Raw genomic sequence first — 26,061 nt, 5'->3', positions numbered from 1 at the left:
GGCGAGCGTAGATATTGCATCCACGCTCGCCGCACATATATCCCGCTTTACACGTGACTCGCCCTCCCCTGGCGTCTCACACAGCAAGGAAAAACCATGAGCGAAAAATTCGACGTCATCGTCATCGGCGCCGGCCCTGCCGGCTATGTGGCCGCGATCCGCGCCGCGCAGCTGGGCCTGAAGACCGCCTGCGTCGACGCCTTTGTCGGCAAGGATGGCAAGCAAGCCCTCGGCGGCACCTGCCTCAACGTGGGTTGCATCCCGTCCAAGGCGCTGCTGGATTCGTCCAAGCAGTACTACAACATCGCCCACAACCTGCCGGTCCACGGCATCACGGTGGAAGGCGCCAAGGTTGACCTGGGCACCTTCATCGGCCGCAAGGACAAGATCGTCAAGCAGTTCACCGGCGGCATCGGCCAGCTGTTCAAGGCCAACAAGGTCACGCCGTTCTTCGGCAAGGGCAAGCTGCTCAAGAACAACGACGTCGAGATCACCGGCAACGATGGTTCCAAGCAGACCATCAGCGCCACCAACGTGATCCTGGCTTCCGGCTCGGTGCCGATCGAGCTGCCGTTCGCCAAGTTCGACAACAAGTTCATCGTCGACAACGCGGGCGCGCTGGACTTCACCGAAGTGCCGAAGCGCCTGGGCGTGATCGGCGCCGGCGTGATCGGCCTGGAACTGGGCAGCGTGTGGAAGCGCCTGGGTTCGGACGTGACCGTGCTCGAAGCGCTGCCGGACTTCCTCAGCGTGGCCGATGCCGACATCGCCAAGATCGCCGCGAAGGAATTCGCCAAGATGGGCTTGAACATCAAGCTCGGCGCCAAGCTGACCAAGGCCGAAGTGAAGGGCAACGAAGTCGCCCTGACCTATGAAGACAAGGACGGCGCGCACGACCTCGTGGTCGACAAGCTGCTGGTCGCCGTGGGCCGTCGCGCCTACACCGACGGCCTGCTGGCCGCCGACACCGGCGTGAAGGTCGACGAGCGCGGCCGCATCGTGGTCGACGAGCACAACCACACCGGCGTGAACGGCGTGTGGGCCATCGGCGACGCCGTACGCGGCCCGATGCTGGCGCACAAGGGTTCCGAGGAAGGCGTGGCCGTGGCCGAGTGGATCGCCGGCAAGGCGGGCCACATCAACCTCGATACCGTGCCGTGGGTGATCTACACCGAGCCGGAAATCGCCTGGGCGGGCAAGACCGAGAAGCAGCTGAAGGAAGAAGGCATCCCCTACAAGGTGGGCACCTTCCCGTTCGCCGCCATCGGCCGCGCCGTGGCCATGAACGAGGCCATCGGCCAGGTGAAGATGCTCGCCCACGCCGAAACGGATCGCATCCTGGGCGTGCACATGGTCGGCCCGGGCGTGTCCGAGCTGATCGCCGAGTGCGTGGTCGCGATGGAGTTCAAGGGCTCCTCCGAAGACTTGGCCCGCATCGTCCACGCGCACCCGACGCTGTCGGAAGCCGTGCACGAAGCCGCCCTGTCGGTGGACAAGCGCGCCATCCACAAGGGCAACTAAGGGACACCGTGCCGGTCAGTCATGGCCGGTGACACGGAATCCGCGGCCCGCTCGTGGCAACATGAGCGGGCCGTTTTGTTTTTCACGGTTTGCGAAACACCCAGCAGCGCCGTCATTCCGGCGCAGGCCGGAATCCAGTAGCGTTATCGCCTGATCGTCGCGACCGTATTCGCCGCTGTAACCGCTTGGCGATAACCCTATCGCGCGGATACTGGATGCCGGCCCTTGCCCCCTTTTCGGGGTGCGCCGGAATGACGCTTGATTCAACCTTATCGCGACGCCCCCATGCCCAAACCCACCGCCCTTTGCGTCTACTGCGGCTCCAGCAGCGGCAGTCACCCCGAGTACGTCGAACAAGCCCGTGCCTTCGGCACGGAAATGGCCCGCCGTGGCATCGCGCTGGTCTATGGCGGCGGTAAGGTCGGTCTGATGGGCACCGTCGCCAATGCCGTGCTTGCCGCCGGTGGCAAGGTCATCGGCATCATCCCGCGCCAGCTGGTGGATCTTGAGGTGGCGCATGCCGGCCTGACCGAGCTGGTGGTGGTGGAGACCATGCATCAGCGCAAGACACGCATGTTCGAACTGTCGGATGCATTTGTCGCCCTGCCCGGCGGCTTCGGCACGATGGACGAAATGTTCGAAATGCTGACCTGGGCGCAGCTGGGCTTGCACCGTTATCCCTGCGGTTTCCTGGATGTGCGCGGCTACTACACCCAGCTGCGCGTCATGATGGACCACATGGTGACCGAACGCTTCGTGCGCCCCGAGCAACGCGAAAGTGTATGGTTCGGTCAGGACATGGATCAGCTGTTCGACTGGATGGAGCACTACCAGGGCGTCCACATGCCCAAATGGATCGACCGCAGCAGCGTTGAAGCCTGAGTAAACAGTTTCACGCGCAACGAGAAAGGATTGGCCATGAGTACCCCCAGCGCATTTCGCGCTTTCCGCATCCACAACGACGCTGCCGGCTATCGCGGTGGCGTGGAGACCATCGGCGCGGATGCGCTGAGCCCCGGCGAGGTACTGGTGCAGGTCGCCTACTCGTCCATCAATTACAAGGATGCGCTGGCCGGCACCGGCAAAGGCAAGATCCTTCGCCATTACCCGCTCAACGGCGGCATCGATGTCTCCGGCACGGTCGTGGCGTCCACCGACCCAGCCTTCAAGGAAGGCGATGCGGTGCTGTGCACCGGCAGCGGATTGTCCGAGACGCGCGACGGTGGCTACGGTGAATACATCCGCCTGCCGTCCGCCTGGACCATCCGCCTGCCCAAGGGGCTGAGCCTGCGCGAGAGCATGATCATCGGTACGGCCGGCTTTACCGCCGCACTGGCCCTGCTGCGCATGGAAGACAACCGCCAGACGCCGACCCTCGGCCCGATCGCCGTGACGGGCGCCACCGGCGGCGTGGGCATGCTGGCCATCGACATCTTCACGCGCGCCGGTTACGCCGTGCACGCCATCAGCGGCAAGGCATCGCATTTCGACTTCCTGCGCGATCTGGGCGCGGCCGAATGCATCGACCGCCACCAGCTCGTCTTCAGCGGCAAGCCGATGGATTCGGCGCGCTTCGGCGGCGCGTTGGACAACGTCGGTGGCAGCATGCTGGCTGGCTTGCTGCCGCTGATCGCGCCTTACGGCAATGTGGCCATTTGCGGCAATGCGGGCGGCATCGGCTTCGAGAGCACCGTGATGCCCTTCATCATCCGCGGCGCGAGCCTGCTCGGCATCGCCTCGGCCGGCACGGCCCGGGACATCCGCGACCGGGTGTGGGAGCGGCTTTCCGGCGACTGGAAACCGCAGCATCTTGAGCGCATCGCCACGCGCGAAGTCGCGCTGGAGCAATTGCCGGACGTGTTTTCGCGCATGCTGGAGGGGGAATCCTTCGGCCGCACGGTGGTACGCGTCGGCAGCGCAGGCTGAATTCGAGAGCCGGTGTCACCGCTGTGCGTCGCCGGGCCTGGCCGCGTGTAGCATGAAACCGGCGCTCGGCTTGGAAGCTCCGCGGCAGCGTCATAGAATCCAACGAAACAACAAGGGGAATTCCACCTTATGGCACGCATCCTGATCGTCGACGATTCGCCGTCGCAGCTGTTGGGCATCAAGCGCATCGTCGAAAAGCTCGGGCATGAAGCGCTGACCGCCGAGGACGGCGCCGCGGGTGTCGAGGCTGCCAGGCGCGAGCGCCCCGATCTGATCCTGATGGACGTGGTCATGCCGAACCTCAACGGCTTCCAGGCCACCCGCACCATCAGCAAGGACCCGGATACCCAGCACATTCCGGTCGTGCTGGTGACCACCAAGGACCAGGAGACCGACAAGGTATGGGGCCTGCGCCAGGGCGCGAAGGCCTATGTCACCAAGCCGATCCGCGAAGAAGAGCTGGTGACCACGCTGAAGGAACTGCTGCCGGCGTAAGGCACGGCGCGCTGCCCGCACAGGAAAACGGCGCCCTTCGGCGCCGTTTTTCGTTGCGCCCCGCTCAGCGGCGGGGGTCGTAATCGCCGAACTGCTCGCGCAGGGCCTCGTAGGCCTTCTTCTGGGCATCCGTGTCCGCCAGCGGTGCGCGGATGGACAGCTCCACCAGTTGGTCGCCGGGGTGCGCGCCGGGCAGTCCACGCCCCTTGAGGCGCAGCTTGCGGCCCGACTGCGAACCGGCCGGAATGCGCAGATCCACGGTGCCGGCCAGCGTAGGCACCGGCACGGTGGCGCCCAGGGCGGCTTCCCAGGGCGTGATCGGCAGCACGTGCAGCACGTTCCGGCCATCCAGGCGGAAGCGCGCGTCGTCACGAATGCCCACCTCCAGCAGCAGGTCGCCGTTGGGTGCGCCGCCGGAGCCGCTGTGACCCTGCCCGGCCAGACGGATCACCTGGCCAGGCTGGATGCCGGCCGGGATCTTCACCTCCAGCACGCGCTCGCCGCCGCTGCCATCCTGCAGGGCCAGCCGGGTCTTGCCGCCGTCGAAAGCGGTTTGAAGGTCGATCTGCACGTGTGCATGGACGTCGCCGCCCCGGCGTGCGCGCGGCGCGCCTCGATGGGCGTGCGCGCCAGCACCGCCACGACCGAACAGGCTTTCGAAGAAGTCGCTGAAGTCACCACCACCATCGCCACCGAAATCGAACCCGTGGCTCTGGCCCCAGCCCGGCGGAGGCCGGAACTGCTCGCCACCGCGATAACCGCCGGCGCGCAGTTCGTCATAGGCGCGGCGCTTTTCGGTATCGCGAAGCACTTCGTTGGCTTCGTTGATCGACTTGAATTTATCCTCGGCGCCCGCGTCCTTGTTGCGGTCCGGGTGGTATTTCTTGGCCAGCTTGCGATAGGCGGCCTTGATCTCCGCCTCAGTGGCCTCCGGCTTGACGCCAAGAATGTCGTAATAGTCTTTGAATTCCACAACCACTCCCCGTCGATCCGCCCGGCAGGACCGACGGGGCGGAGACCATGGTGCTCCGCCAGCCAGCCGGCAAGGTACGCCCGACTCCTATGGATGATGCATGGCGATGCCTCGCCACCCTCTCTATGGTCTGCCAGATGGGTGCGAAAAGCGCGTGATTCAAGGCGACAAGCCGCCTCGCTGGCGCTAGCATCGCCTCCTCCCTTATATCAACCAAGGCAGCCTCCCATGAACATCCAGGTCGGTGACACCCTGCCCGATGTCGAGATCCGTGTCGTGAGCAACGGCATCGAGCAGACCCGGACCGGCACGCTGTTCGCTGGCCGCAAGGCGGTGCTGTTCGCCGTGCCAGGCGCCTTCACCCCGACCTGCTCCAACCGGCATCTGCCGGGCTATGTGCAGCACTTCGCCGAGTTCCGCAAGCGCGGCCTCGACGTGATGTGCCTGGCGGTGAACGATGCCTACGTCATGCAGGCCTGGGCGACCTCCCAGCAGGTGCCGCCGGAACTGCTGATGCTCGCCGACGGCAACGGCAACTTCGCCAAGGCGCTGGGCCTTGAACTCGATGGCAGCAGCTACGGCATGGGCCTGCGATCCCGCCGTTTCGCGCTCTATGCCGACGATGGCGTGGTGAAGCAGCTTCAGGTCGAGGCGCCGGGCGAATTCCGGGTGTCGACCGCCGAATCCATGCTCGAACTGCTCGGCTGAGCTCGCGCACCGTCCGGATGGGTGCCCTTGGCACGCCATCCGGTGCTGTTCCGAACGCCTTGCCGTTGATGCCGATGGCGTTGCCCGATGTTGTTGTACCCCGACCACCATCCCTGCCGTGGAGTCCGTCGTGCAACCAGCGTTCCCTCGCTCCCTGCTGTTGTTTGTCGCTGTGCTGCTCACTTCGGCCACGCATGCGCAAGCAGCGACGCCCGACGAGCAGGACGCCTTTGTCCTGCACAAGTTTGCGCGTGCCATCGGCGAGGAGCGCTACACCATCCGGCACGACCACGGAGAGCTGACGCTCACCTCCGATTTCAAGTTCACGGATCGGGGCACGCCGGTGCCGCTCAGCACCGTCTACCACGCCCGGGACGATGCGCATCCGTTGTCACTGAAAGTCGATGGCAAGTCGTCACGCCATTCGGACCTTCATGACGAATTCTCGCTCGATGCGCCGCGTGGGCAGGTCACGCTTCGGCGCGACGGCAAGACGCAGACATTCGCGGCCACGGAACATACGTTTCTGATGGACGGCTATTCGCCCGTCGCCATGCAGCAGGTGCTGATGCATTTCTGGCTGGCCAAGGGCAAGCCGGCGAGCATCGATGCGCCGCCCGGCGAATCCATCCGCATCGCGCCCACGACGGATCTTCAGGTCGACGTCGCAGGCCACCCCACCACCTTGCACGGCTACGAAGTGGCGGGGCTCGACTGGGGCGCCGAAACGCTGTGGCTGGATGATGCCGGCAAGCTCGTCGCGCTGGTCACGCGCGATGCCGAGCAGGACCACTTCGAGGCGGTGCGCACCGCTTACGAGCCCGCGCTTGGCACGTTTATCCGGCAAGCCGCCAAGGACAGCCTTGCCTCGCTCGAGCGCCTTGGCGCCAGGGCGCGCCAGCCCGCGACCCGGCGGCTGGCCATCACACACGTGACGCTGATCGACGGCTCCGGCACGGCGCCGCGCCCGGACACCACGGTGCTGGTGGAAAACGGTGCGATCACGCATGTGCTGTCCGGCAAGGGCGCAACGTCGGCCCTGCTGGCGGGCTACAACGTCATCGACGGCTCGGGCAAGTTCCTCATCCCGGGCCTGTGGGACATGCATGCACACTACGAACAGGTGGAGTGGGGCCCGGTATACCTGGCCTCCGGCGTTACCACCGTGCGCGATTGTGGCAATGAGCTGGATTTCATCACCTCGGTTCGCGACGTCCTCGACGAGGGCCACGGCATTGGCCCGCGCATCCTCATCGCAGGCCTGGTGGACGGCACGGGGGCGATCACGCTGGGTGCGGTCACCGCGGATACGCCCGAGCAGGCAATCGCCGTCGTGCGGCGCTACAAGCAGGCGGGCGCGCTGCAGATCAAGATCTACAGCAGCATGAAGCCCGAGCTGGTACCCGTGATCACGGCCGAGGCCCATCGCCTGGGCATGACCGTCACCGGCCACGTTCCCCAGGGCATGACCGCGCCGCAGGTGGTCAAGGCTGGCTACGACGGTATCAATCACATCGATTTCGTCACCCGTGCCCTGATGGACGTTGACCGGGACAAGCCACTGCCGCCCCTGGACCTCCGCAGCGCGAATGCCTCCGAGCAGTTCGCGCTGTACAAGCAGCATCACACGGTGTTCGACGACACCATCGCGCTGTATGAGATCTTCATGCATCCGGGCAGCACGCCACTGTCCTCGCTCGAACCCGGCGTGAAGCATCTGCCGCCGTCGCTCGCCGCCGCGCTGGATGGCCCGGGCGCCCCGCCCGCACGCGAGGCATGGCTGGGCGGCTACTACAAGGACATGCTGTCCGTCCTGGGCGAGCTGCATCGCCAGGGCCTCACCGTGGTGGCGGGAACCGACCAGGCCATCCCCGGGTATTCGCTCCACCGCGAACTGGAGATCTACGTGCAGGCGGGCTTCACTCCGATGGAGGCACTGCAGGCGGCGACCAGCGTGCCCGCGCGCGTGATGGGGCTGGACAAGGAACTGGGCACCATCGCTGAAGGCAAGCGCGCGGACATGGTCTTGCTGGACGGTGATCCGCTGGCCGACATCCGCAACACCCGGCGGGTGGCCAGGACCATCGCCGGAGGCGCCGTGTACACGCCCGCGCCGCTGTGGCAATCGGTGGATTTCACGCCGTAAGGGGGCGCCCTTCCACCATTCCTTGCCATGACGTGGCGTAGCGTTCGCGGATCGCGCTTGCGCCCACGGGAGGCTTGCCATCATGAACGCACGGGAACAACGCCAGCCGGGCCCCGATCACCCGATCACGGTGACGCCCTGCCCCGACCACATCGTCGTGCGCGCTGCGGGCCGCGTGCTGGCCGATACGCGCCACGCGCTGGAACTGCGCGAAGCCTCCTATCCGGTGGTGCATTACATACCGCGCAAGGACGTGGACATGTCCCTGCTGGAACGCACGGATCACCACACGTACTGCCCTTACAAAGGCGATTGCTCGTACTACAGCATTCCCGCCGCCGGGGAGCGGGGCACGAATGCCGTCTGGACGTATGAACATCCCTACGATGCCGTCGCTGCGATCAAGGACTATCTGGCGTTCTACGGCTCGCGCGTGGACAGCATCGACATCAGGCCCGGCTGATCCGCGTAAAAAGAAACCCGGCCAAGGCCGGGTTTCTTTTTATTACTGAGCGTGGATCACTCGCCGTCGGCGGGTGCTTCCGGCGCCGCATCGACAGGGCCTTCTTCACCCTCGCCTTCGCCGTTCTCCACTTCCGCGTCCAGGCGCACCACGCTCACCAGCTTCTCATCAGCCGGCAGGCGGATCAGCGTCACGCCCTGGGTGTTGCGGCTGAGCTGCGATACCTCGGCCACGCGCGTGCGCACAAGGGTGCCCTGGTCAGAGATGAGCATCATCTCGTGGGCTTCGGTGACCTGGGTGGCAGCAACCAGCGGACCGTTGCGTTCGGAGCACTGGATGCCGATGACACCCTGCGTACCGCGGCCCTTCTTCGGGAACTCGTCGAGCTGGGTGCGCTTGCCGTAGCCACGCTCCGTCGCGGTGAGGATGTCACCCTCGGCAGCCACGATCAGCGAGACTACTTCAGCGCAGTCAGCGAGCTTCATGCCGCGCACGCCGGTGGCCGTGCGGCCCATCGAACGCACTTCGGATTCATCGAAGCGCACGGTCTTGCCGTTCGACGCGAACAGCAGCACATCGCTGTTGCCGTCGGTGAGCGCAACGTTGACCAGCGCATCGCCCTCGTCGAGGTTGATGGCAATCTTGCCCTTCTGCAGCTGGAACGCGAACTCGGTGAGCGGCGTCTTCTTCACCGTACCCTGCTTGGTGGCGAAGAACACGAAACGGTCTTCCGCGTACTCGCGCACCGGCAGCACGGCCTGCACCTTTTCGCCCTGGCCCAGCGGCAGCAGGTTCACCATGGGCTTGCCGCGTGCGTTCGGGCCGGACTCCGGCATCTGATACACGTTGAGCCAGTACACGCGACCGGTGGAGGTGAAGGTGAGCAACGTGTCATGGGTATTCACCACCCACAGCTGCTCGACGAAATCCTCGTCCTTCAACGCCGAAGCCGAACGGCCCTTGCCGCCGCGACGCTGCGCGCGATACGTGCTGGCCGGCTGGCGCTTCACGTAACCGGTGTGCGACAGCGTGACCACCACGTCTTCCGGCGCGATCAGGTCGAGGACGTTGAGGTCTTCCTGCGAATGCTGGATCTCGGTGCGACGCTCGTCGCCGAACTCTTCCTTCACCGCTTCCAGCTCCTCGCGGATCACCGAGAGCAGGCGCGCAGGGTCTTCCAAGATCTGGATCAGGCCACGGATGGTCTCGAGCACCTGGCGGTACTCTTCGGACAGCTTGTCCTGCTCCAGGCCGGTGAGGCGATGCAGGCGCATCGCCAGGATTTCCTGCGCCTGCACATCAGACAGCTGGTAGCCGTCGGCCTTGAGGCCGTCACGCGGATCCATGTCTTCCGGACGCGATGCTTCGGCGCCCGACGCGGCAAGCAGCGCCGACACCATGCCCGGATCCCACTTGCGCGCCAGCATGCGCTCGCGTGCTTCCTGCGGCGAGGCCGAGGTGCGGATCAGCTCGATCATCTCGTCGATGTTGGCGAGCGCGACCGTGAGGCCTTCCAGGATATGCGCACGGGCACGGGCCTTGCGCAGATCGAAGATGGTACGGCGCGTCACCACTTCGCGGCGGTGACGGATGAACGCCTCGAGGATCTCCTTGAGGTTCAGCAGGCGCGGCTGGCCGTCCAGCAGGGCGACCATGTTGATACCGAACGTCACCTGCAGCTGCGTCTGCTGGAACAGGTTGTTGAGCACCACGTCGGCCATCGCGTCGCGACGGATCTCGATGACCATGCGCATGCCGTCCTTGTCGGACTCATCGCGCAGCTCGCTGATGCCCTCGAGCTTCTTTTCTTTGACCAGCTCGGCGATCTTCTCGATCAGGCGGGCCTTGTTCACCTGGTACGGCAGCTCGTGGACGATGATCGTCTCGCGGCCGTTGGATTCGGTCTCGATCTCAGTGCGTGCGCGCACCAGGATGCGGCCACGACCGGTGCGGTACGCCTCGACGATGCCGGACGAGCCGTTGATGATGCCCGCCGTCGGGAAATCCGGACCGGGGATGTAGTGCATCAAGTCGTCAATCGACAGCGAGGGCTCGTCGATCAGGGCGATCGTGGCGGAAACCACTTCGGTGAGATTGTGCGGCGGCACATTGGTGGCCATGCCCACGGCAATACCGGCCGAACCATTAATCAGCAGGTTCGGCACGCGGGTGGGCAGCACCAGCGGTTCGTGTTCGCTTTCGTCGTAGTTCGGGCCGAAGTCGACCGTGTCCTTGTCGATGTCGGCAAGCAGTTCCTGCGTGAGGCGCGACATGCGCACCTCGGTGTATCGCATGGCCGCGGCGTTGTCGCCGTCGACCGAACCGAAGTTACCCTGGCCATCGACCAGCATGTAGCGCAGCGAGAACGGCTGGGCCATGCGCACGATGGCGTCATAGACCGAGGAGTCGCCGTGCGGGTGGTATTTACCGATGACGTCACCGACCACGCGGGCCGATTTCTTATAGGGCTTGTTCCAGGCATTGCCCAGTTCGTTCATGGCGAACAAAACGCGGCGATGCACGGGCTTCAAGCCATCGCGGACATCTGGAAGGGCGCGTCCCACGATCACGCTCATGGCGTAATCGAGGTAGCTCTGGCGCATCTCGTCTTCGATGTTGACGCGAATGACTTCTTTGGCGAGTTCTGCCATCAATCGGCTTCCCTGATCTAAGAAAAAAGGCCCCTGCGCGCTCCCCCTGGAACGTAGGCGCGGGCAGCCTGGAGACAACCTGCGAAGTGTACCACGTCCAGCGTGGGATTCACAGAATTTTCACCATATCAATCAATGAGTTACGCAGACGTTTTGGCGCCTTTGAAAAGCATCAGGCGGGCTGTCGAAAAATTGAACACCGCGGCCACGACGGAGCCACCGGCCGTGGCGATGGCGGGCCAGCGGCCCAGCATCGGAAACACCAGCAACAGCACGACATAAGTGCCGTAATTGACCAGTGCGCCGACGCCCATCAGGGCCATCCAGTGCAGCCATTCGGTAAACAGGCCGCGCCCGCTGTGATGCCCGGCGAAGGTCTGCCGCCGATTCCACCACCATGTCGCGGTGGCGGCCACGGGAATGGAAACGAGGCGCGAGTAGTACGCACTCCAGTCGCCCCACGACACCAGGGCCTGCGCGATACCGGCATCCACGATGAAGCCGATCACGCCACCGATCATGAAGAGAAAGAATTGCTTCGAGAGCTTCATGAACCGAACAGGGCTTGCATGGCGAGGGTCGTCGGCCGCTCGATCACGCCACGCTCGGTGACGATGGCATCGATCAGCTCGGCAGGCGTCACGTCAAACACCGGATTCCACGCATCCGCGCCTTCGACCACGGTGCGACGGCCTGCGACGGCAAGCAGTTCCGCCGAGTCGCGCAACTCGATCTCGATGTCGTCGCCCGATGCGGTCGCCATGTCGACCGTGGACGACGGGGCCACCACCATGAACTTCACGCCGTGATGGCGCGCGGCGATGGCGAGCTGGTAGGTGCCGATCTTGTTGGCCGTGTCGCCGTTGGCGGCAATGCGATCCGCGCCGACGATGACCCATTGCACCACACCCGAGCGCATCAGGTGCGACGCGGCGGAGTCGGCGATCAGCTTGGCGGGAATGCCATCACGAACGAGTTCCCACATGGTCAGGCGCGCGCCCTGCTGCCAGGGACGGGTTTCACCCGCGTACACGTGGTCGATGCGGCCGCCGGCCACGCCAGCACGGATCACGCCGAGCGCGGTGCCGAAACCGGAAGTTGCGAGGGAACCGGTATTGCAATGGGTCAGCACGCCGGAATGCGGCGCGATCAACCCGGCGCCCAGTTCACCCATGTGACGGTTGGCGGCGAGGTCCTCATCCTGGATCGCCTGCGCCTCGCGCTCCAGCGCGGCAGCATCGGCACCAGCGGCGATGCGTGCCTTCATGCGATCCAGCGCCCACATCAGGTTGACAGCGGTCGGACGTGCCGCGCGCAGCATGGCCAGCGCCGGTTCCAGCGCTTCGCCCTGCTTCGCGGCAAGCACCACGCCCCAGGCTGCGGCGATGCCGATGGCGGGTGCGCCACGGACGGCGAGATCCTTGATGGCCTGCGTGACCTGTGCGGCGTTGCTGCAGTCGATCCAGCGTTCTTCCTGCGGCAACAGGCGCTGGTCGAGCAAGCGGAGGTGGTCGCCCTGCCACTGTACGGCACGGATGCGGTCGTAACGGTCGTAATCCATAAACGGTCTTACCAAACAGAGAAAGGAAAGGAGCGGGGCATGGCCCGCGCCCGGGAATTCAGTTGCCTTCGGGCATCAACAGCCAGAGCACAAGGTAGGCCACGATGCCGGAGCCACCGAGGAAGGTCAGCACAACCCACAACAAACGCACGAGTGTCGGGTCCCAGCCCAGGTATTCGGCAATGCCGCCGCACACGCCGGCGATTTTCCTGTCCGTGACCGATCGATGCAGACGCTTTTCCATGACCCTGCCCTGTATATGCGCTGGTGATGGCTCAGTTTCTCGTACTGAGCCACTGGTGGATAGCCGGCGGCACTTCGCGCTGCGCGCGCCCCGACACATAGATGCCGATGTGCCCGCCCTTGAAGGCCAGCTGCGTGTAGTCGGTGGTACCGACATGACGCCCCAGTGCGCGCGAGGCATCCGGCGGAACCAGGTGATCCTGCTCGGCGAAAATGTTCAGCACCGGGTGCATGATCATGCCAAGGTCCACCGGCTTGCCACCGATGATCAGCTCACCCTTGATCAGCTTGTTCTGCTGGTAGAACTCCTTGATGAACTCGCGAAAGGCTTCGCCCGCCTGGTCGGGCGAGTCGAAGATCCAACGCTCCATGCGCAGGAAGTTCTGCAGTTCCTTCGGGTTGTCGAGGATGTCGACCAGGCCCACGTACTTCTGCTGGTTCAGGCGAACGGGCTTCAGCGTGAGGTACACCCAGTTGAGCAGCTCGGCAGGAATATTGCCCATGGTGTCGACGAACTGGTCGATGTCGATCGCGCGCGACCAGTTCGACAGCATGTTGTCCGGCGTCTGGAAATCCACCGGCGTCACCATGGTGATGAGGTTCTTCACCTTCTCCGGATGCGTCGCCGCATAACACAGCGAGAACGTGCCGCCCTGGCAGATGCCCAGGGTGTTGATCGCATCGACGCCGGCATGGTTGCGCACGGCATCCACGCAGCGATCGAGATAGCCATTGATGTAGTCGTCCAGCGTGAGCCAGCGATCGACGGCATCGGGATAACCCCAGTCCAGCAGATACACGTCCTCGCCCTGCGCGAGCAGGTTGCGGACCATGGAGCGGTCTTCCTGCAGATCCGTCATCCACACCGTATTGACCAGCGCGTAGACGATCAGCGTGGGGGTTTTCGCCGTGGGCTTGCCCTGCCCCTTCATGCGCCATACCGAGAGTTTGTCCTCGCGGTACACCAGCTCGCGCGGGGTATTAGCGTATTCCGGTTCAAGCTGGTGCTTGAGGTTGTCGATACCCGCTGTCAGCTTGCGCTGGAACGCGGAAATTTCGCCCATCAGCGCGGCGGGGTCGAGGCGAAGCGGTGAATACATGGCTGCTCCTTACTTGCGCTTGACGCCGCGCGTGGCGGACTTGCGGGCCGCCACCGACGAAGCGGCCTTCTTGGTACGTCCGATATCGATGGACTCGCCGGCCGAACGCTTGCTGCTGCGCGGGGGCGATTTCTTCTCGACCGGCTTGGCCGCTTCCGGCTTGCCCGCAAGCTGGCGCTTGAGCGCGGCCACTTCGGCGCGCAACGCGGCGACTTCATCATGGCCCTGCGGGCCGCGCTGTTCGCGCACTTCGCGACGCAATTCGTGCATGCGCTTGCCGAGCGCGGTGACTTCGCTGCGCGTGGGCAAGCCCATGTCGCGGCACAAGCCATCGAGCTGCTGCTGTTGCAGCTGGCGCACCCGGCCCTGCGCGTTCACCATCTCACCGTAGGCGTTGCGGAATTCTTCCGACAAGGCGATCTGCCCGTAGGCCTCTTCGGTGGCATCCACCCACAGGTCATACAGCCCCTTCAGCGATTCGATCTGTTTGGACGAATCGGTGAATTCCGCAAGCTTGGCCTGCAGGCGTTCGAAACCCTCGGTGTTCGCGCGCTGAATGAGCGTCTGGTACTTGCCCGCCCATTCCGAGTAGTCGCGTGTAGCGGCTGCCAACGCCTGCTGCAGGCGCTGGCGCTCGCGCGTGTAACCGAAGGCCGCCAGGTGTTCGACGTCGAAATTCGCGCCCGGCATGCCCGACGGGTTGCCCTGCATCCACGACTGCCACAGCTGGGTAAAGCTCTTGGCCGCTTCGCTGTCGATGCTGGAGAAGGCATGGGCAAAAGGTTGCCCGCCGAGGCTGGAAAACAGGTTCTGCAGCGACTGCTGCCAGTCGGAGGGCCCCTGGCCAAGGCCACTGCTTACGGCACCCTGTAGCCACTCGCTATAGCCCTTGAGGGCCGCCATGCTGCGCGCCATGAGGTCGTCCCCCGTGCTGGCCGGGCCGAAGGGCATGCCGCCGCTCGCGAAGGGTGGCGAAGAGGCGGCTTGCTGCTGCAGGTAACGGGTCCAGGCATCCCAGGATTGCTGCGCCATCGTCTGGTAATTCTTCAGAAAATCACTTGCCTGCTCAGCCATGCCCGCATCCTCTTCATACTCGGGCCATCCTAGCAAAAGCATGTTGCGACATTCGCAAAAAGGGTATTAGTCCAATGCCCCTAAACCGTGATATTGCGACGCAACATCACCATGGCCGACGCACAAAACAAAAGCCCGGCTTTCGCCGGGCTTTTGTCAGTACGTCGGATCGACGACTCAGGCGCTCGCGCCTTCGTCCTCGGCCACGGCCTTCATGGACAGGCGGATACGGCCCTGCTTGTCCACTTCCAGCACCTTGACCTTGACGATGTCGCCTTCCTTCAGCTTGTCGGAGACCTTTTCCACGCGCTCGCTGGAGATCTGCGAGACGTGCACCAGGCCGTCCTTGCCCGGCATGATGGTCACGAACGCGCCGAAGTCCATCAGCTTGGCAACCTTGCCTTCGTAGATGCGGCCCGGCTCGACGTCGGAGACGATCTGCTCGATGCGCTTCTTCGCTTCGTCAGCCGCCAGGCGGTTGACCGAGGCGATCACGACCGTGCCGTCGTCGCTGATGTCGATGGTGGTGCCGGTCTCTTCGGTGATCGAGCGGATGGTGGCGCCGCCCTTGCCGATGACTTCGCGGATCTTGTCCGGGTGGATCTTGATGGTGAGCAGGCGCGGGGCGAACTCGCTCATCTCGGTGCGGGCGGTGCTGATCACCTTGGCCATTTCGCCGAGGATGTGCAGACGGCCACGCTTGGCCTGTTCCAGCGCCACCTTCATGATCTCTTCGGTGATGCCGTCGATCTTGATGTCCATCTGCAGCGCGGAGATGCCATCGGCGCTACCGGCCACCTTGAAGTCCATGTCGCCGAGGTGATCTTCGTCACCCAGGATGTCGGACAGCACGACGAAGTCGTTGCCTTCCTTCACCAGGCCCATGGCGATACCGGCCACCGGAGCCTTCAGCGGCACGCCGGCGTCCATCATGGCGAGCGAGGAACCGCACACCGAAGCCATCGACGAGGAACCGTTGGACTCGGTGATTTCCGAGACCACGCGCACCACGTACGGGAACTCTTCGATGCTCGGCTTCACAGCCTGCACGCCGCGCTTGGCGAGACGGCCGTGGCCGATTTCGCGACGCTTCGGCGCGCCGAAGCGACCGGCTTCACCCACCGAGAACGGGGGGAAGTTGTAATGGAACAGGAACGGATCCTTCGATTCGCCTTCCGGCGCATCGATGATCTGCGCATCACGGGTGGTGCCCAGCGTGGTCACGACCAGCGCCTGGGTTTCGCCGCGGGTGAACAGCGCCGAACCGTGGGTACGCGGCAGCACGCCGACGCGGATGGTGATCGGGCGGACGTCGTCCAGGTTGCGACCGTCGATGCGGATCTTCGTCTTGAGGACGCCGTCGCGCATGGTGCGGTATTCGAGTTCAGCGAATTCCTTCGCGAGCTCGGCCTTGTCCCAGCCCTTGGCTTCCACATCGGCAGCCAGCGAGGCGAGCACATCGCTCTTGATGGCCGAGATGGCATCGCGGCGCTGCAGCTTGTCACGCACCTGGAAGGCGGTTTCCAGCTGGTTGCCAACGGCACCCGTGAGGGCGGCGACGAGCGACTCGTTGCGGGCCGGAGCCTGCCAAGCCATGGACGGACGAGCCGCCTCGGTGGCCAGCTCGGCGATGGCGCGGATGGCCACCTGCATCTGCTGGTGACCGAACACCACGGCGCCCAGCATGACGTCTTCCGACAGCAGCTTCGCTTCGGATTCGACCATCAGCACGGCGTTGGAGGTACCGGCGACGACCAGGTCCAGCTCCGAGGTCTTCAGCTCGGTGGCGGTCGGGTTCAGCAGGTACTTGCCGTTGGCGTAACCGACGCGGGCGGCGCCGATCGGGCCCTTGAACGGGATGCCGGCGAGGCTCAGCGCGGCGGAGGCGCCCAGCATGGCCGGGATGTCACCGTCGATTTCCGGGTTCAGCGAGACGACCTGTGCGATGACCTGCACTTCGTTCTTGAACTCTTCCGGGAACAGCGGGCGCACCGGACGGTCGATCAGACGCGAGGTGAGCGTCTCCTTCTCGGTCGGGCGGCCTTCGCGCTTGAAGAAGCCACCCGGGATGCGACCCGCGGAGTAGAACTTCTCGACGTAGTCGACCGTGAGCGGGAAGAAGTCCTGACCTTCCTTCGCCTTGGCATTGGCCACCACGGTGACCAGCACGACCGTGCCGCCCATGCTGACCATGACGGCACCGGAAGCCTGGCGGGCGATTTCGCCCGTCTCCAGTGTGACTTCGTGATTACCGAACTGGAATGACTTGGTTACTTTCGCCACTTTAGTTGTTCCTTTGGGGATTAGCGACGGAGGCCGAGGCGCTCGATGAGGCCCTGGTAACGGGCCAGGTCACGATCCTTCAGGTAGGCAAGCAGGCGCTTGCGCTGGTTGACCAGCTTCAGCAGGCCGCGGCGGGAATGGTGATCCTGCTTGTGAGCCTTGAAGTGGTCGGTGAGGTGGTCGATGCGGGCCGACAGCAGGGCGACCTGCACTTCCGGCGAACCCGTGTCGTTCGGCACGCGGCCGAAGTCAGCGATGATCTTGCCGGTCTGTTCTGCGGTAAGGGACATGTGATCTCTTCCTAAAAAAACGGGTGCGAAGCTTGCGCAACGTCACGCGATGACGTTGCGCAAGCTTCGCCTAGATGAATGAAAAGTCTGGAACAAGCTCCGTATTGTAGCGACCAGAGCCCTATGACAACAAGACCGTCATGGTCAACTGGCATCCTGTGGGGTCGGCGGCAGGTTGAACCCCCGCACGATATGCAGCTTGCCGTCGACGGCCTCGCCCAGGATCTGCAGGCGGCCGTCATCCGCGAACACGGCCAGCTGCCCACTCAACGCGGGATCGACGGGAATCTGCTGGCCCTGTGAGACGGCCAGGGACTGCGCCGCGTCCAGCCGCAGCGTAGGCAACCCGGCCAACCCGGCCGACACCGGCAGCAGCAACGCCAGCAGGGCGTCGTCACCCTGCGCCGCCGCGGCTTCGAGCTGCTCGACGGTCACCATCGCCGGCTCCCTGAACGGTTCCACCCAGAGGCGGCGCAGCGCCGTCAGGTGGGCGCCGCACCCCAGGTCTTCGCCCAGGTCCACGGCCAGGCTGCGCACGTAGGTGCCGGAGCCGCATTCGACATACAGGGTCAGGCTGTCCCGGGACCGGGAAACCAGGTCCAGCCGGTACACGTCGACCTCGCGTGCCGGTACGTCCACCGCCTCGCCACGCCGCGCCTTGACGTACAGCGGCTCGCCATCCTGCTTGATGGCCGAATAAGCCGGAGGCACCTGGGTGATGCGCCCGCGCAGCCTGGCCAGCGCGGCCTCGATGGTTTCGTCAGATAGCTCGGGTACGGGGCGCTCCAGCACGATCTCACCCTCGAGATCGGCCGTGCTGGTGGTGGCGCCGAGCTTGCACTCGGCCAGATAGGCCTTGCGCGAGCCCAGCAGCATGCCGGCGAGCTTGGTGGCCTCGCCAAAACACAGCGGCAACAGGCCAGTGGCCAGGGGATCGAGCGCGCCGGTGTGGCCGCCCTTCTCCGCCCGAAAAATACCTTTGCGAACCACCTGCAGGGCCGCGTTGGAGCTCAGCCCCAACGGCTTGTCCAGCAATACGATGCCGTGCAGGTCGCGAAAACGGATGCGGCTTTTCTTCTTGCTCATGAGGTCATGCGGGCTCGCTGCCCTGCTCTGGCAACACGGGTCCTTTACTTGCGATCGGCAGGCCCTCAGTCCTCTGCAGCGTCCCCGGCCTCGTCCTTGGACGGCTCCGGGTTACGCGCGCTGTCCTGGCGGAGCAGCGTTTCGATGCGCTCGCCCTTGTCGACTGAGTCGTCATACTTGAAGCGCAGCTCCGGCACCCGCCGCATGCGCATGGTGCGCGACAGCTCCCGGCGGAACTCGACCGCCAGCTCCTTGAGCGCCTTCACGGCCTCGGCGGAGCGCTCCGGCTGCAGGGCGGTGACCCACACCGTGGCCCAGTCCAGGTCGCGGGTGACTTCCACGTCGGACACGCTCACCGACGGCAGGCCGTGGTCGCGCACGGCGGCATGGACCAGCAGGCTAAGCTCGCGGCGCAGCTCGGCGCCGACGCGGTCGGTACGCTTGAAATCGCGTGAGGGCATGACGCACTCCTTGGTTTTTGCGTTCATCCGTGAACAAGAGAGTCAAAAAGCGTCCATCCATGGGCGCATGGTTCAATTGATGGCGGGTCCCGAAAAACAAAGCGAGCGATGTGGGTGTCCACACCGCCCGCCGATAAAACCACCGCTGGGGTCGATGGCCCGTTACGGGCCACTGACCGTTACAGCGTGCGGGCCACCTCGATACGCTCGAAGCATTCGATCTGGTCGCCGACCTTGACGTCGTTGTACTGCTTCACGGCGATACCGCATTCCATGCCGTTGCGCACTTCGTCGACGAGATCCTTGAAGCGCCGCAGCGACTCCAGCTCGCCCTGGAAGACCACGGTGTTGTCACGCAGCACGCGGATCGGCTTGCTGCGCTTGACCGTGCCTTCGGTGACCATACAGCCGGCCACCGCGCCGAACTTGGAGCTGCGGAAGACTTCGCGCACCTGGGCGATGCCGATGATCTCTTCGCGCACTTCCTTGCCCAGCAGGCCCGAAGCGGCCTGCTTCACCTGATCGATCACGTCGTAGATGATCGAGAAGTAACGGACGTCGAGGCCCGAGGTATCGATCACCTTGCGCGCCGAGGCGTCGGCACGGACGTTGAAGCCGATGACCAGCGCCTTGGAGGCGGCGGCGAGCGTGGCGTCGGACTCGGTGATGCCGCCGACGCCGGCCGCGATCACGTTGACCTTCACATTCTCGTTACCGATGGCACTGAGCGACTCGCGCAGCGCCTGCACCGAACCCTGCACGTCGGCCTTGACCAGGATGTTGAGCGTCTGCTGCTCGGCACCCTGGGCCATCTGGGCCATGATGTCCTCAAGGCGGTTCGCCTTGCTGACCATGCGCGTTTCACGGCGCTTGAGCTGACGTTCGGCGGCCACTTCGCGGGCGAGGCGCTCGTCGGCCACCACCACGAAGTCGTCGCCGGATTCCGGCACGCCGGACAGACCCAGCACCTGCACCGGAATCGACGGGCCAGCCTCCTGCACGGTCTTGCCGTTCTCGTCGATCAACGCACGCATACGGCCGTACTCGATACCGCAGACGACGAAGTCGCCGCGCTTGAGCGTGCCCTGCTGCACCAGCACCGTCGCCACCGGGCCGCGACCGCGGTCCAGGCTGGACTCGATCACCACACCGGACGCCGGGCCGTCTTCGACCGCACTCAGCTCCATCACTTCAGCCTGGACCAGGATGGCGTCCAGCAGGTCGTCGATACCCATGCCCGTCTTGGCGGAAATCGGCACGAACGGCGTGTCGCCACCCCACTCTTCCGGAATCACTTCCAGGTTGCCGAGGCCCTGCTTGACGTGGTCCGGATTGGCGTCGGCCTTGTCCATCTTGTTCAGCGCCACGATCAGCGGCACCTTGGCGGCGCGCGCATGCTTCACGGCTTCGGCCGTCTGCGGCATGACGCCGTCGTCGGCCGCGACCACCAGCACCACGATGTCCGTGGACTGGGCGCCACGGGCACGCATGGACGTAAACGCCGCATGGCCCGGGGTGTCGAGGAACGTGATGACGCCCTTGGGCGTTTCCACGTGGTACGCACCGATGTGCTGCGTGATGCCGCCCGCCTCACCCGACGCCACCTTGGTGCGACGGATGTAATCGAGCGTGGAGGTCTTGCCGTGGTCGACGTGGCCCATGATGGTGACCACCGGCGGACGCGGCTTCTTCTCGCCTTCCAGCTCCGCGTTCTGCGTGTGGGCAGCCAGCGCGGCTTCGGCGTTGTTCTCGCTCACGGCCACGGCCTTGTGGCCGAGCTCTTCGATCACCAACACGGCGGTGTCGTGGTCGATGGTCTGGTTGATGGTGGCCATCACGCCCATCTTGAAGAGGGCCTTGACCACTTCCGAACCCTTGACCGCCATCTTATTGGCGAGATCGGCAACCACGTTGTTGTCGCCCACCATGACTTCGCGCACGACGGCAGCCGTCGGACGGGTGAAGCCGTGCGGACCACTGGACGCCTGCGGGCTGGAGCGACCCATGTCACGGCCGCCGCCCCTGCCCGGCTTGCCGCCGCGCTTGTTGTTGCTGGAACGGCGTGCGCGATCGGCGTCGCTCAGGTGCAGCTCGCCGGCAGCAAAACGCTTGCCGCCGGGGCCTTCGTCCTTTTCACGGGCATAGCGCGTCTTGTTGCTACTGCCGGGCGCGGCAGCGGCGGCGGCAGCCGGTGCGGGCGCCGGAGCCGGCGCGGGAGCCGGTGCCGGCGTGACCACGACCTTCTTCTCGCGGCGGCGCGGCTCATGGATGCGCGGCACGATCATGCCGAGCGAGCTGTGGTCGATCCTCTGCACCGGGGCCGGCTCGACCGGCGCAGGCTTCTCGGCGGGCTCGGCGGCAACGGGTGCAGCCGGCGCGGGCGCCGGAGCCGGGGCCGACACGGGCTCCGGACGAGTGGCGGCAGCGGCGGCATCGGCGGCTGCCTGGCGCTCCTGCTGTTCCTTGGCGCGCGCGGCGGCCTCAGCCTCGGCCTGCTGGCGACGCTGTTCTTCTTCGGCCTCGAGCTGGCGCTGGGCAGCTTCCGCACGCTGCTCCGCTTCTTCGTGGCGGCGGCGGTCGGCTTCCAGGCGCTCGCTTTCCTCGTGGTCGCGCTGAGCCTGCGACTCCTGAAGCTTGCGCACGGCCTCTTCGCGCTCGACGTCGCTGCCCGCCTCTTCGGCGATGACGCTGCGCTTGACGTAGGTGCGCTTGGCGCGGACTTCGACGTTCACCGTCTTGGCCCCACCCGTGGCACCGCGGCCGCCCGGCGTGGACAGCTTCAGCTCGCCGCGCGTGCTGCGCTTGAGCGTGATCTGGCGTGGGGAGGCGCTCTCACCCTCGGCCGGTGCGTCCTTGCCGTGGCTGCGACGCAGGAAGCCCAACAGCTTCATCTTTTCGGTACTGCTGATGATCTGCTCAGGGTCCGAAAAGGACATGCCAGCCTGACTCAGCTGCGTAAGCAGCCTGTCGACGGGCACCTTCATGCTCTGGGCAAGTTGTTTGATCGTTTCACCGGACATCGTGTTCTTTCTCCGCCGTTCCCGCGCTTATCGTCCGTGCGGCCTTGCCTGCACGGCCACCACCATCCGTGGCGGAAGGCCTTCCGGCCTTCCTCGGCGCGCCCATCCAGGGCGCGGCCGCCCGCGGTTAGCCGCCCTTCTCCAGACGCGCGATCATCGGCGCTCGAGCAGCCATGATCAGCGCTGCCGCGCGATCTTCGTCCATGCCTTCGATATCGATCAGGTCGTCGACCGCGAGGTCGGCCAAATCGTCCACCGAGACGACTTCACGCGAGGCCAGCGCATACGCGGTGGCTTCGTCCATGCCCGGCAGGTGCAGGAGTTCTTCCGACGGCTGGTGCTCGTCGATGCTCTCTTCCACCGCCAGTGCTTCGGTGAGCAGCGCGTCGCGGGCGCGGGCGCGGAGCTCCTCGACGATGTCTTCGTCGAAACCTTCCACGGCCAGCAGCTCGGCGCTTGGCACATAGGCGATTTCTTCGACGCTGGAGAAGCCTTCCTGCACGAGGATGCTGGCGATCTCCTGGTCCACTTCCAGCTTGTCCATGAACAGCTGGCGCGCGGCTTCCTGCTCGGCCTCGCTCTTGGCGGCGACCTGGTCCTGCGTCATCACGTTGAGCTGCCAGCCGGTGAGCTTGCTGGCGAGGCGCACGTTCTGGCCACCGCGGCCGATGGCCTGGGACAGCTTGTCCTCGGCCACGGCGATGTCCATGGAGTGCTTTTCTTCGTCCATGATGATGGACTGCACTTCCGCCGGCGCCATGGCGTTGATGACGTACTGGGCCTGGTTCTCGTGCCACAGGATGATGTCCACGCGCTCGCCGTTGAGCTCGTTGGACACGGCCTGCACGCGCGAACCACGCATGCCGATGCAGGCGCCGATGGGATCGGTGCGCGAATCGTGGGCCACCACGGCGATCTTGGCGCGGTCACCCGGGTCGCGGGCGCAACCCTTGATCTCCACCAGGCCCTGGCCGACTTCCGGCACTTCGAGCTTGAACAGCTCGATCATGAATTCCGGCGCGGCGCGGGACACGAACAGCTGCGGGCCGCGGGCTTCCGAACGCACCTCGTAGAGGTAGCCACGGACGCGGTCACCGACGCGGGCCGATTCGCGCGGAATGGTCTTGTCGCGCGGGATGAAGGCTTCGGCGTTGCTGCCCAGGTCGAGGTAGACGTTGCCGCGCTCCACGCGCTTGACGATGCCGGTGACCAGCTCGCCCACGCGCTCGCGGAAGGCGTCCACCACCTGCATGCGCTCGGCTTCGCGGACGCGCTGCACGATCACCTGCTTGGCGGCCTGCGCGGCGATGCGGCCGAACTCGGCGTTCTCGATCTGCGCCTCGATGTACTCGCCGACTTCGGCGCCTTCGCGCTCGTCCACGGCATCCATCAGGCGGATCTGGTGGAACGGCGACTCCATCTCACCGTCGTCGGCGATGATTTCCCAGCGGCGGAAGGTCTCGTAATCGCCACTGTGGCGGTCGATGACCACGCGGATATCCGGGTCTTCGTCCGGATAGCGCTTCTTGGCCGCGGACGCGAGCGCCGCTTCCATGGCCTGGAAAATCACTTCGCGCGGCACGCCTTTTTCGTTGGCAACCGCGTCAACCACCAGCAAAAGTTCTTTGCTCATTGCAGCAACTCCGTAGACACCACCGGCGTCCGATCGGTTTCGAATGATTTAGTTCTTTGACGACTTCTTGGCCGGACCTTTGCCTGGCTTGGGCTGGGGCGCATAACCGAGCGCCACCCAGTCAGGCACCACGCGCGCGCTTTCTACCGCGTCATGGTCGAACTCGAAGGTCTTGCCTTCGGCTTCCAGCGAAATATGTTCGCCTTCCACCGCCGTTACCTTGCCGCGAAGACGGCGCCGGCCTTCCAGCGGCGTCTTCAGCAGAATCTTCACTTCCTTACCGGCCACCTTGGCAAACTGCGCCGCGGTGAAGAGCGGGCGGTCGATGCCGGGGGACGATACTTCCAGGACGTAGTGGCCGGGAATCGGGTCTTCCACGTCCAACATCGCCGACAGCTCCCGGCTGCCCGCTTCGCAATCGTCTACCGTGACTTCGCGCCCTTCGGCGTCGATGTAGACACGCAGGGTACTCTGCCCCTGCGACGGGGAGAACTCCACGCCGATGCATTCCAGCCCGAGATCGGCCAGAACTTCCGTGAAGCGTTGAGTCAGTGCCTGCGTATCCATGATTCGCCTATCGTTACCAGTCGCCAGAAACAAAAAATGGGCTCAAGCGGCCCATTCCCTGCTCTTTTGCAAGAGCGTTCTCGCCGATGTCCCGACCCGTCCAGACTCTTCCGGGGCACCGTACGAGCAGCATTAAAGCGGCCTGTGACATACGTGCGACGCTTCCTTGCGCCCAACAAAAAAGCCTCACGAGGAGGCTTTCTTGTTCTAAGAAAGATCTGGTAGCGGGGGTAGGATTCGAACCTACGACCTTCGGGTTATGAGCCCGACGAGCTGCCAGACTGCTCCACCCCGCATCAGAGTCCAGAAATATTAGCGAGATGGCCGAATTCTTGCAAGCCTTTTCGCAAAAATAATTTCACATTTCCCAACAAGACAGCGTGACGGACATGTGGCCGTCACACTGTTTTTCAACCGACGAACACGCTCTGGCACCAGCCGAACAGCGGGCCCCAGACGATGCCGAGCACCAGCAGTGCCAGCACGTTGAGCGACAGCACCAGGCGAACCGAGACATCCTTCTGGAGGTACACGTCAGCCCCTTCCACCGGCTTGTCGAAGTACATGACCTTGACGACGCGCAGGTAGTAGTAGAGGCCGATGATGGCGAATACCGCGCCCACGATGGCCAGCCACATGAAGCCGGCATGGATGGCGGCCTGGAACACCAGCAGCTTGCCGAAGAAGCCGAACATCGGCGGCACGCCGGCCAGCGAGAACATCACCAGCATCATCAGGAACGCCGCCCAGGGTGAACGCTGGTTCAGGCCCTTGAGATCGTCGATTTCCTCGCACTCGAAACCGGCGCGGGCCAGGGCCAGGATGATGCCGAAGGCGGCGGCGCCGGTCAGCGCGTAGCTGATGGCATAGAACAGGGCCGCGGCATAGCCTTCCGGGCCGGCATTGACCAAGCCCAGGAGCAGGTAGCCCATGTGCGAGATGGTCGAGTAGGCCAGCAGGCGCTTCAGGTTGCTCTGCACCAGGGCGACGATGTTGCCGATCGCCAGCGACAGCACGGCCAGGCAGGCCAGCATGAGCTGCCAGTGGTTGGCCAGATCGCCCAGGCCGGCGCCCAGCAGGCGGTAGGCCATACCGAAGGCAGCCAGCTTCGGCGCGGAGCCGATGAAGATGGTCACCGCCGTCGGCGAACCCTGGTACACGTCCGGAATCCACATGTGGAACGGCGCGGCGCCCAGCTTGAAGCCAATGCCCACGATCATGAAGATCAGGCCGAATACCAGCAGGTGCGGCATGTTCGTGTGCGTGGCGGCCATGTGCAGGTGGGCCAGGTCCAGCGTCTGGGTGGCGCCGTAGACCATCGACATGCCGTACAGCAGCATGCCCGAGGCCAGCGCGCCCAGCACGAAGTACTTGATGGCCGCTTCCGAGGACAGGCGCGAGTCACGGTTGAGCGCGACCAGCGCGTACGACGACAGCGTCAGCAGCTCCAGGCCCAGGTACACGGTGATCAGGTTGCCGGCCGAGACCAGCAGCATGATGCCGATCACCGCGAAGATGGTCAGGGTGTAGAACTCACCCACGAACAGCTTGCGGTCTTCCAGGTAGGGCTTGGCGTAGACGAACACCAGCACCGTGCTCAGCAGCGCAAAGACCTTGAGGATCTCGGAGACGCCGTCCCGCACGAACATGCCGCTGAAGGCCACGACGGGCTGGCTCGGCTGGCCTGCGACGACCAGGTAAATGGCGACCAGCAGCACGGCGATGGACAGCCAGTGCAGCATGGGGCGCTGCTCCGGCTTCATGAAGGCATCCAGCAGCAGCAGCAAGCACGCCGCCGCCACCAGATAGAACTCCGGCAACAGGATCAGAATGTCATTGATATTCGGCATGATCGGTCCT

The 26,061-nt window shown here is 64.8% G+C and carries 22 protein-coding genes and 1 tRNA gene; 7 read left to right on the top strand and 16 right to left on the bottom strand.

Going from position 1 to position 26,061, the window contains the following annotated elements; all coding sequences use genetic code 11:
- Positions 1 to 96: 96 nt before the first annotated feature.
- The 4 genes from lpdA to pilH all read left to right on the top strand — a co-directional run bounded on the left by lpdA (position 97) and on the right by pilH (position 3,942).
- The gene (gene lpdA, locus HY57_RS10925; RefSeq protein ID WP_019464721.1) at positions 97 to 1,521 is read left to right on the top strand and encodes a dihydrolipoyl dehydrogenase; all 1,425 of its coding nucleotides are present in this window, start codon (positions 97 to 99) and stop codon (positions 1,519 to 1,521) included.
- 285 nt (positions 1,522 to 1,806) lie between these two features.
- The gene (locus tag HY57_RS10920) at positions 1,807 to 2,403 is read left to right on the top strand and encodes a TIGR00730 family Rossman fold protein (RefSeq protein WP_019464720.1); all 597 of its coding nucleotides are present in this window, start codon (positions 1,807 to 1,809) and stop codon (positions 2,401 to 2,403) included.
- Positions 2,404 to 2,439: 36 nt separating this feature from the next.
- Positions 2,440 to 3,447: a YhdH/YhfP family quinone oxidoreductase gene (locus HY57_RS10915; RefSeq protein WP_019464719.1), complete on the top strand. Its 1,008-nt coding sequence runs from the start codon at positions 2,440 to 2,442 to the stop codon at positions 3,445 to 3,447.
- A 129-nt stretch (positions 3,448 to 3,576) separates the two neighbouring features.
- Complete coding sequence (gene pilH, locus HY57_RS10910) at positions 3,577 to 3,942, top strand: twitching motility response regulator PilH (RefSeq protein WP_019464718.1); 366 nt, start codon at positions 3,577 to 3,579, stop codon at positions 3,940 to 3,942.
- 64 nt (positions 3,943 to 4,006) lie between these two features.
- Here pilH and HY57_RS10905 read toward each other — a convergent pair whose 3' ends face one another.
- Entirely contained in the window at positions 4,007 to 4,915 is a 909-nt protein-coding gene (locus HY57_RS10905; RefSeq protein WP_019464717.1) for a DnaJ C-terminal domain-containing protein, read from the bottom strand.
- Between the two features lie 228 nt (positions 4,916 to 5,143).
- On the opposite strand from HY57_RS10905, the gene HY57_RS10900 reads away from it, so the two are divergent.
- The 3 genes from HY57_RS10900 to HY57_RS10890 all read left to right on the top strand — a co-directional run bounded on the left by HY57_RS10900 (position 5,144) and on the right by HY57_RS10890 (position 8,232).
- Positions 5,144 to 5,623, top strand: a complete 480-nt coding sequence (locus HY57_RS10900) for a peroxiredoxin (RefSeq protein ID WP_019464716.1) — start codon at positions 5,144 to 5,146, stop codon at positions 5,621 to 5,623.
- A gap of 130 nt (positions 5,624 to 5,753) precedes the next feature.
- A complete protein-coding gene (locus HY57_RS10895) occupies positions 5,754 to 7,769 on the top strand; it encodes an amidohydrolase family protein (RefSeq protein ID WP_019464715.1) in 2,016 nt (671 codons plus the stop codon).
- 82 nt (positions 7,770 to 7,851) lie between these two features.
- Positions 7,852 to 8,232: a DUF427 domain-containing protein gene (locus tag HY57_RS10890; protein ID WP_019464714.1), complete on the top strand. Its 381-nt coding sequence runs from the start codon at positions 7,852 to 7,854 to the stop codon at positions 8,230 to 8,232.
- 56 nt (positions 8,233 to 8,288) lie between these two features.
- On the opposite strand, the gene gyrA is transcribed toward HY57_RS10890, so the two are convergent.
- The 15 genes from gyrA to nuoN all read right to left on the bottom strand — a co-directional run bounded on the left by gyrA (position 8,289) and on the right by nuoN (position 26,051).
- Positions 8,289 to 10,883, bottom strand: a complete 2,595-nt coding sequence (gyrA, locus tag HY57_RS10885; protein WP_019464713.1) for a DNA gyrase subunit A — start codon at positions 10,881 to 10,883, stop codon at positions 8,289 to 8,291.
- Positions 10,884 to 11,023: 140 nt separating this feature from the next.
- The gene (locus HY57_RS10880) at positions 11,024 to 11,434 is read right to left on the bottom strand and encodes a GtrA family protein (protein ID WP_019464712.1); all 411 of its coding nucleotides are present in this window, start codon (positions 11,432 to 11,434) and stop codon (positions 11,024 to 11,026) included.
- Entirely contained in the window at positions 11,431 to 12,444 is a 1,014-nt protein-coding gene (mtnA, locus tag HY57_RS10875) for an S-methyl-5-thioribose-1-phosphate isomerase (RefSeq protein WP_019464711.1), read from the bottom strand. The genes HY57_RS10880 and mtnA overlap by 4 nt, the downstream gene beginning before the upstream one ends.
- 58 nt (positions 12,445 to 12,502) lie before the next feature.
- The gene (locus HY57_RS10870; protein ID WP_019464710.1) at positions 12,503 to 12,688 is read right to left on the bottom strand and encodes a PspC domain-containing protein; all 186 of its coding nucleotides are present in this window, start codon (positions 12,686 to 12,688) and stop codon (positions 12,503 to 12,505) included.
- Between the two features lie 31 nt (positions 12,689 to 12,719).
- Positions 12,720 to 13,787, bottom strand: coding sequence for a class III poly(R)-hydroxyalkanoic acid synthase subunit PhaC (gene phaC, locus HY57_RS10865; protein ID WP_019464709.1), 1,068 nt, complete (start codon positions 13,785 to 13,787; stop codon positions 12,720 to 12,722).
- A gap of 9 nt (positions 13,788 to 13,796) precedes the next feature.
- The gene (locus HY57_RS10860) at positions 13,797 to 14,861 is read right to left on the bottom strand and encodes a poly(R)-hydroxyalkanoic acid synthase subunit PhaE (protein WP_019464708.1); all 1,065 of its coding nucleotides are present in this window, start codon (positions 14,859 to 14,861) and stop codon (positions 13,797 to 13,799) included.
- 177 nt (positions 14,862 to 15,038) lie between these two features.
- Complete coding sequence (pnp, locus tag HY57_RS10855; protein WP_019464707.1) at positions 15,039 to 17,144, bottom strand: polyribonucleotide nucleotidyltransferase; 2,106 nt, start codon at positions 17,142 to 17,144, stop codon at positions 15,039 to 15,041.
- A gap of 20 nt (positions 17,145 to 17,164) precedes the next feature.
- The gene (gene rpsO / locus HY57_RS10850; RefSeq protein WP_019464706.1) at positions 17,165 to 17,434 is read right to left on the bottom strand and encodes a 30S ribosomal protein S15; all 270 of its coding nucleotides are present in this window, start codon (positions 17,432 to 17,434) and stop codon (positions 17,165 to 17,167) included.
- Positions 17,435 to 17,578: 144 nt separating this feature from the next.
- The gene (gene truB / locus HY57_RS10845) at positions 17,579 to 18,520 is read right to left on the bottom strand and encodes a tRNA pseudouridine(55) synthase TruB (protein ID WP_019464705.1); all 942 of its coding nucleotides are present in this window, start codon (positions 18,518 to 18,520) and stop codon (positions 17,579 to 17,581) included.
- Positions 18,521 to 18,585: 65 nt separating this feature from the next.
- Positions 18,586 to 18,981, bottom strand: a complete 396-nt coding sequence (rbfA, locus tag HY57_RS10840; RefSeq protein WP_019464704.1) for a 30S ribosome-binding factor RbfA — start codon at positions 18,979 to 18,981, stop codon at positions 18,586 to 18,588.
- Between the two features lie 179 nt (positions 18,982 to 19,160).
- Complete coding sequence (infB, locus tag HY57_RS10835; RefSeq protein WP_038579691.1) at positions 19,161 to 22,001, bottom strand: translation initiation factor IF-2; 2,841 nt, start codon at positions 21,999 to 22,001, stop codon at positions 19,161 to 19,163.
- A 127-nt stretch (positions 22,002 to 22,128) separates the two neighbouring features.
- Entirely contained in the window at positions 22,129 to 23,634 is a 1,506-nt protein-coding gene (gene nusA, locus HY57_RS10830; protein ID WP_019466190.1) for a transcription termination factor NusA, read from the bottom strand.
- Between the two features lie 48 nt (positions 23,635 to 23,682).
- On the bottom strand, positions 23,683 to 24,201 hold the full coding sequence (gene rimP / locus HY57_RS10825; protein ID WP_019466191.1) for a ribosome maturation factor RimP: 519 nt from the start codon (positions 24,199 to 24,201) through the stop codon (positions 23,683 to 23,685).
- 219 nt (positions 24,202 to 24,420) lie between these two features.
- A tRNA-Met gene (locus HY57_RS10820) sits at positions 24,421 to 24,497 on the bottom strand.
- A 114-nt stretch (positions 24,498 to 24,611) separates the two neighbouring features.
- Positions 24,612 to 26,051 (bottom strand): NADH-quinone oxidoreductase subunit NuoN, encoded by a 1,440-nt coding sequence (nuoN, locus tag HY57_RS10815; protein WP_019466192.1) that lies wholly within the window; start codon positions 26,049 to 26,051, stop codon positions 24,612 to 24,614.
- Between the last annotated feature and the right edge of the window lie 10 nt (positions 26,052 to 26,061).

This window comes from Dyella japonica A8, from assembly GCF_000725385.1.
Classification (GTDB): Bacteria; Pseudomonadota; Gammaproteobacteria; order Xanthomonadales; family Rhodanobacteraceae; genus Dyella; species Dyella japonica_C.
This window is presented reverse-complemented; position numbering and strand designations above follow the sequence as displayed.

What these genes read in the sequence shown, in the direction of transcription:
- infB (WP_038579691.1), bottom strand. Translation starts at nt 22,001, where the DNA reads ATGTCCGGTGAAACGATCAAACAACTTGCCCAGAGCATGAAGGTGCCC.
- HY57_RS10920 (WP_019464720.1), top strand. Translation starts at nt 1,807, where the DNA reads ATGCCCAAACCCACCGCCCTTTGCGTCTACTGCGGCTCCAGCAGCGGC.
- HY57_RS10890 (WP_019464714.1), top strand. Translation starts at nt 7,852, where the DNA reads ATGAACGCACGGGAACAACGCCAGCCGGGCCCCGATCACCCGATCACG.
- HY57_RS10870 (WP_019464710.1), bottom strand. Translation starts at nt 12,688, where the DNA reads ATGGAAAAGCGTCTGCATCGATCGGTCACGGACAGGAAAATCGCCGGC.
- mtnA (WP_019464711.1), bottom strand. Translation starts at nt 12,444, where the DNA reads ATGGATTACGACCGTTACGACCGCATCCGTGCCGTACAGTGGCAGGGC.
- nusA (WP_019466190.1), bottom strand. Translation starts at nt 23,634, where the DNA reads ATGAGCAAAGAACTTTTGCTGGTGGTTGACGCGGTTGCCAACGAAAAA.
- lpdA (WP_019464721.1), top strand. Translation starts at nt 97, where the DNA reads ATGAGCGAAAAATTCGACGTCATCGTCATCGGCGCCGGCCCTGCCGGC.
- truB (WP_019464705.1), bottom strand. Translation starts at nt 18,520, where the DNA reads ATGAGCAAGAAGAAAAGCCGCATCCGTTTTCGCGACCTGCACGGCATC.
- HY57_RS10880 (WP_019464712.1), bottom strand. Translation starts at nt 11,434, where the DNA reads ATGAAGCTCTCGAAGCAATTCTTTCTCTTCATGATCGGTGGCGTGATC.
- rpsO (WP_019464706.1), bottom strand. Translation starts at nt 17,434, where the DNA reads ATGTCCCTTACCGCAGAACAGACCGGCAAGATCATCGCTGACTTCGGC.
- nuoN (WP_019466192.1), bottom strand. Translation starts at nt 26,051, where the DNA reads ATGCCGAATATCAATGACATTCTGATCCTGTTGCCGGAGTTCTATCTG.
- phaC (WP_019464709.1), bottom strand. Translation starts at nt 13,787, where the DNA reads ATGTATTCACCGCTTCGCCTCGACCCCGCCGCGCTGATGGGCGAAATT.
- HY57_RS10900 (WP_019464716.1), top strand. Translation starts at nt 5,144, where the DNA reads ATGAACATCCAGGTCGGTGACACCCTGCCCGATGTCGAGATCCGTGTC.
- HY57_RS10860 (WP_019464708.1), bottom strand. Translation starts at nt 14,861, where the DNA reads ATGGCTGAGCAGGCAAGTGATTTTCTGAAGAATTACCAGACGATGGCG.
- rimP (WP_019466191.1), bottom strand. Translation starts at nt 24,201, where the DNA reads ATGGATACGCAGGCACTGACTCAACGCTTCACGGAAGTTCTGGCCGAT.
- HY57_RS10915 (WP_019464719.1), top strand. Translation starts at nt 2,440, where the DNA reads ATGAGTACCCCCAGCGCATTTCGCGCTTTCCGCATCCACAACGACGCT.
- gyrA (WP_019464713.1), bottom strand. Translation starts at nt 10,883, where the DNA reads ATGGCAGAACTCGCCAAAGAAGTCATTCGCGTCAACATCGAAGACGAG.
- pilH (WP_019464718.1), top strand. Translation starts at nt 3,577, where the DNA reads ATGGCACGCATCCTGATCGTCGACGATTCGCCGTCGCAGCTGTTGGGC.
- rbfA (WP_019464704.1), bottom strand. Translation starts at nt 18,981, where the DNA reads ATGCCCTCACGCGATTTCAAGCGTACCGACCGCGTCGGCGCCGAGCTG.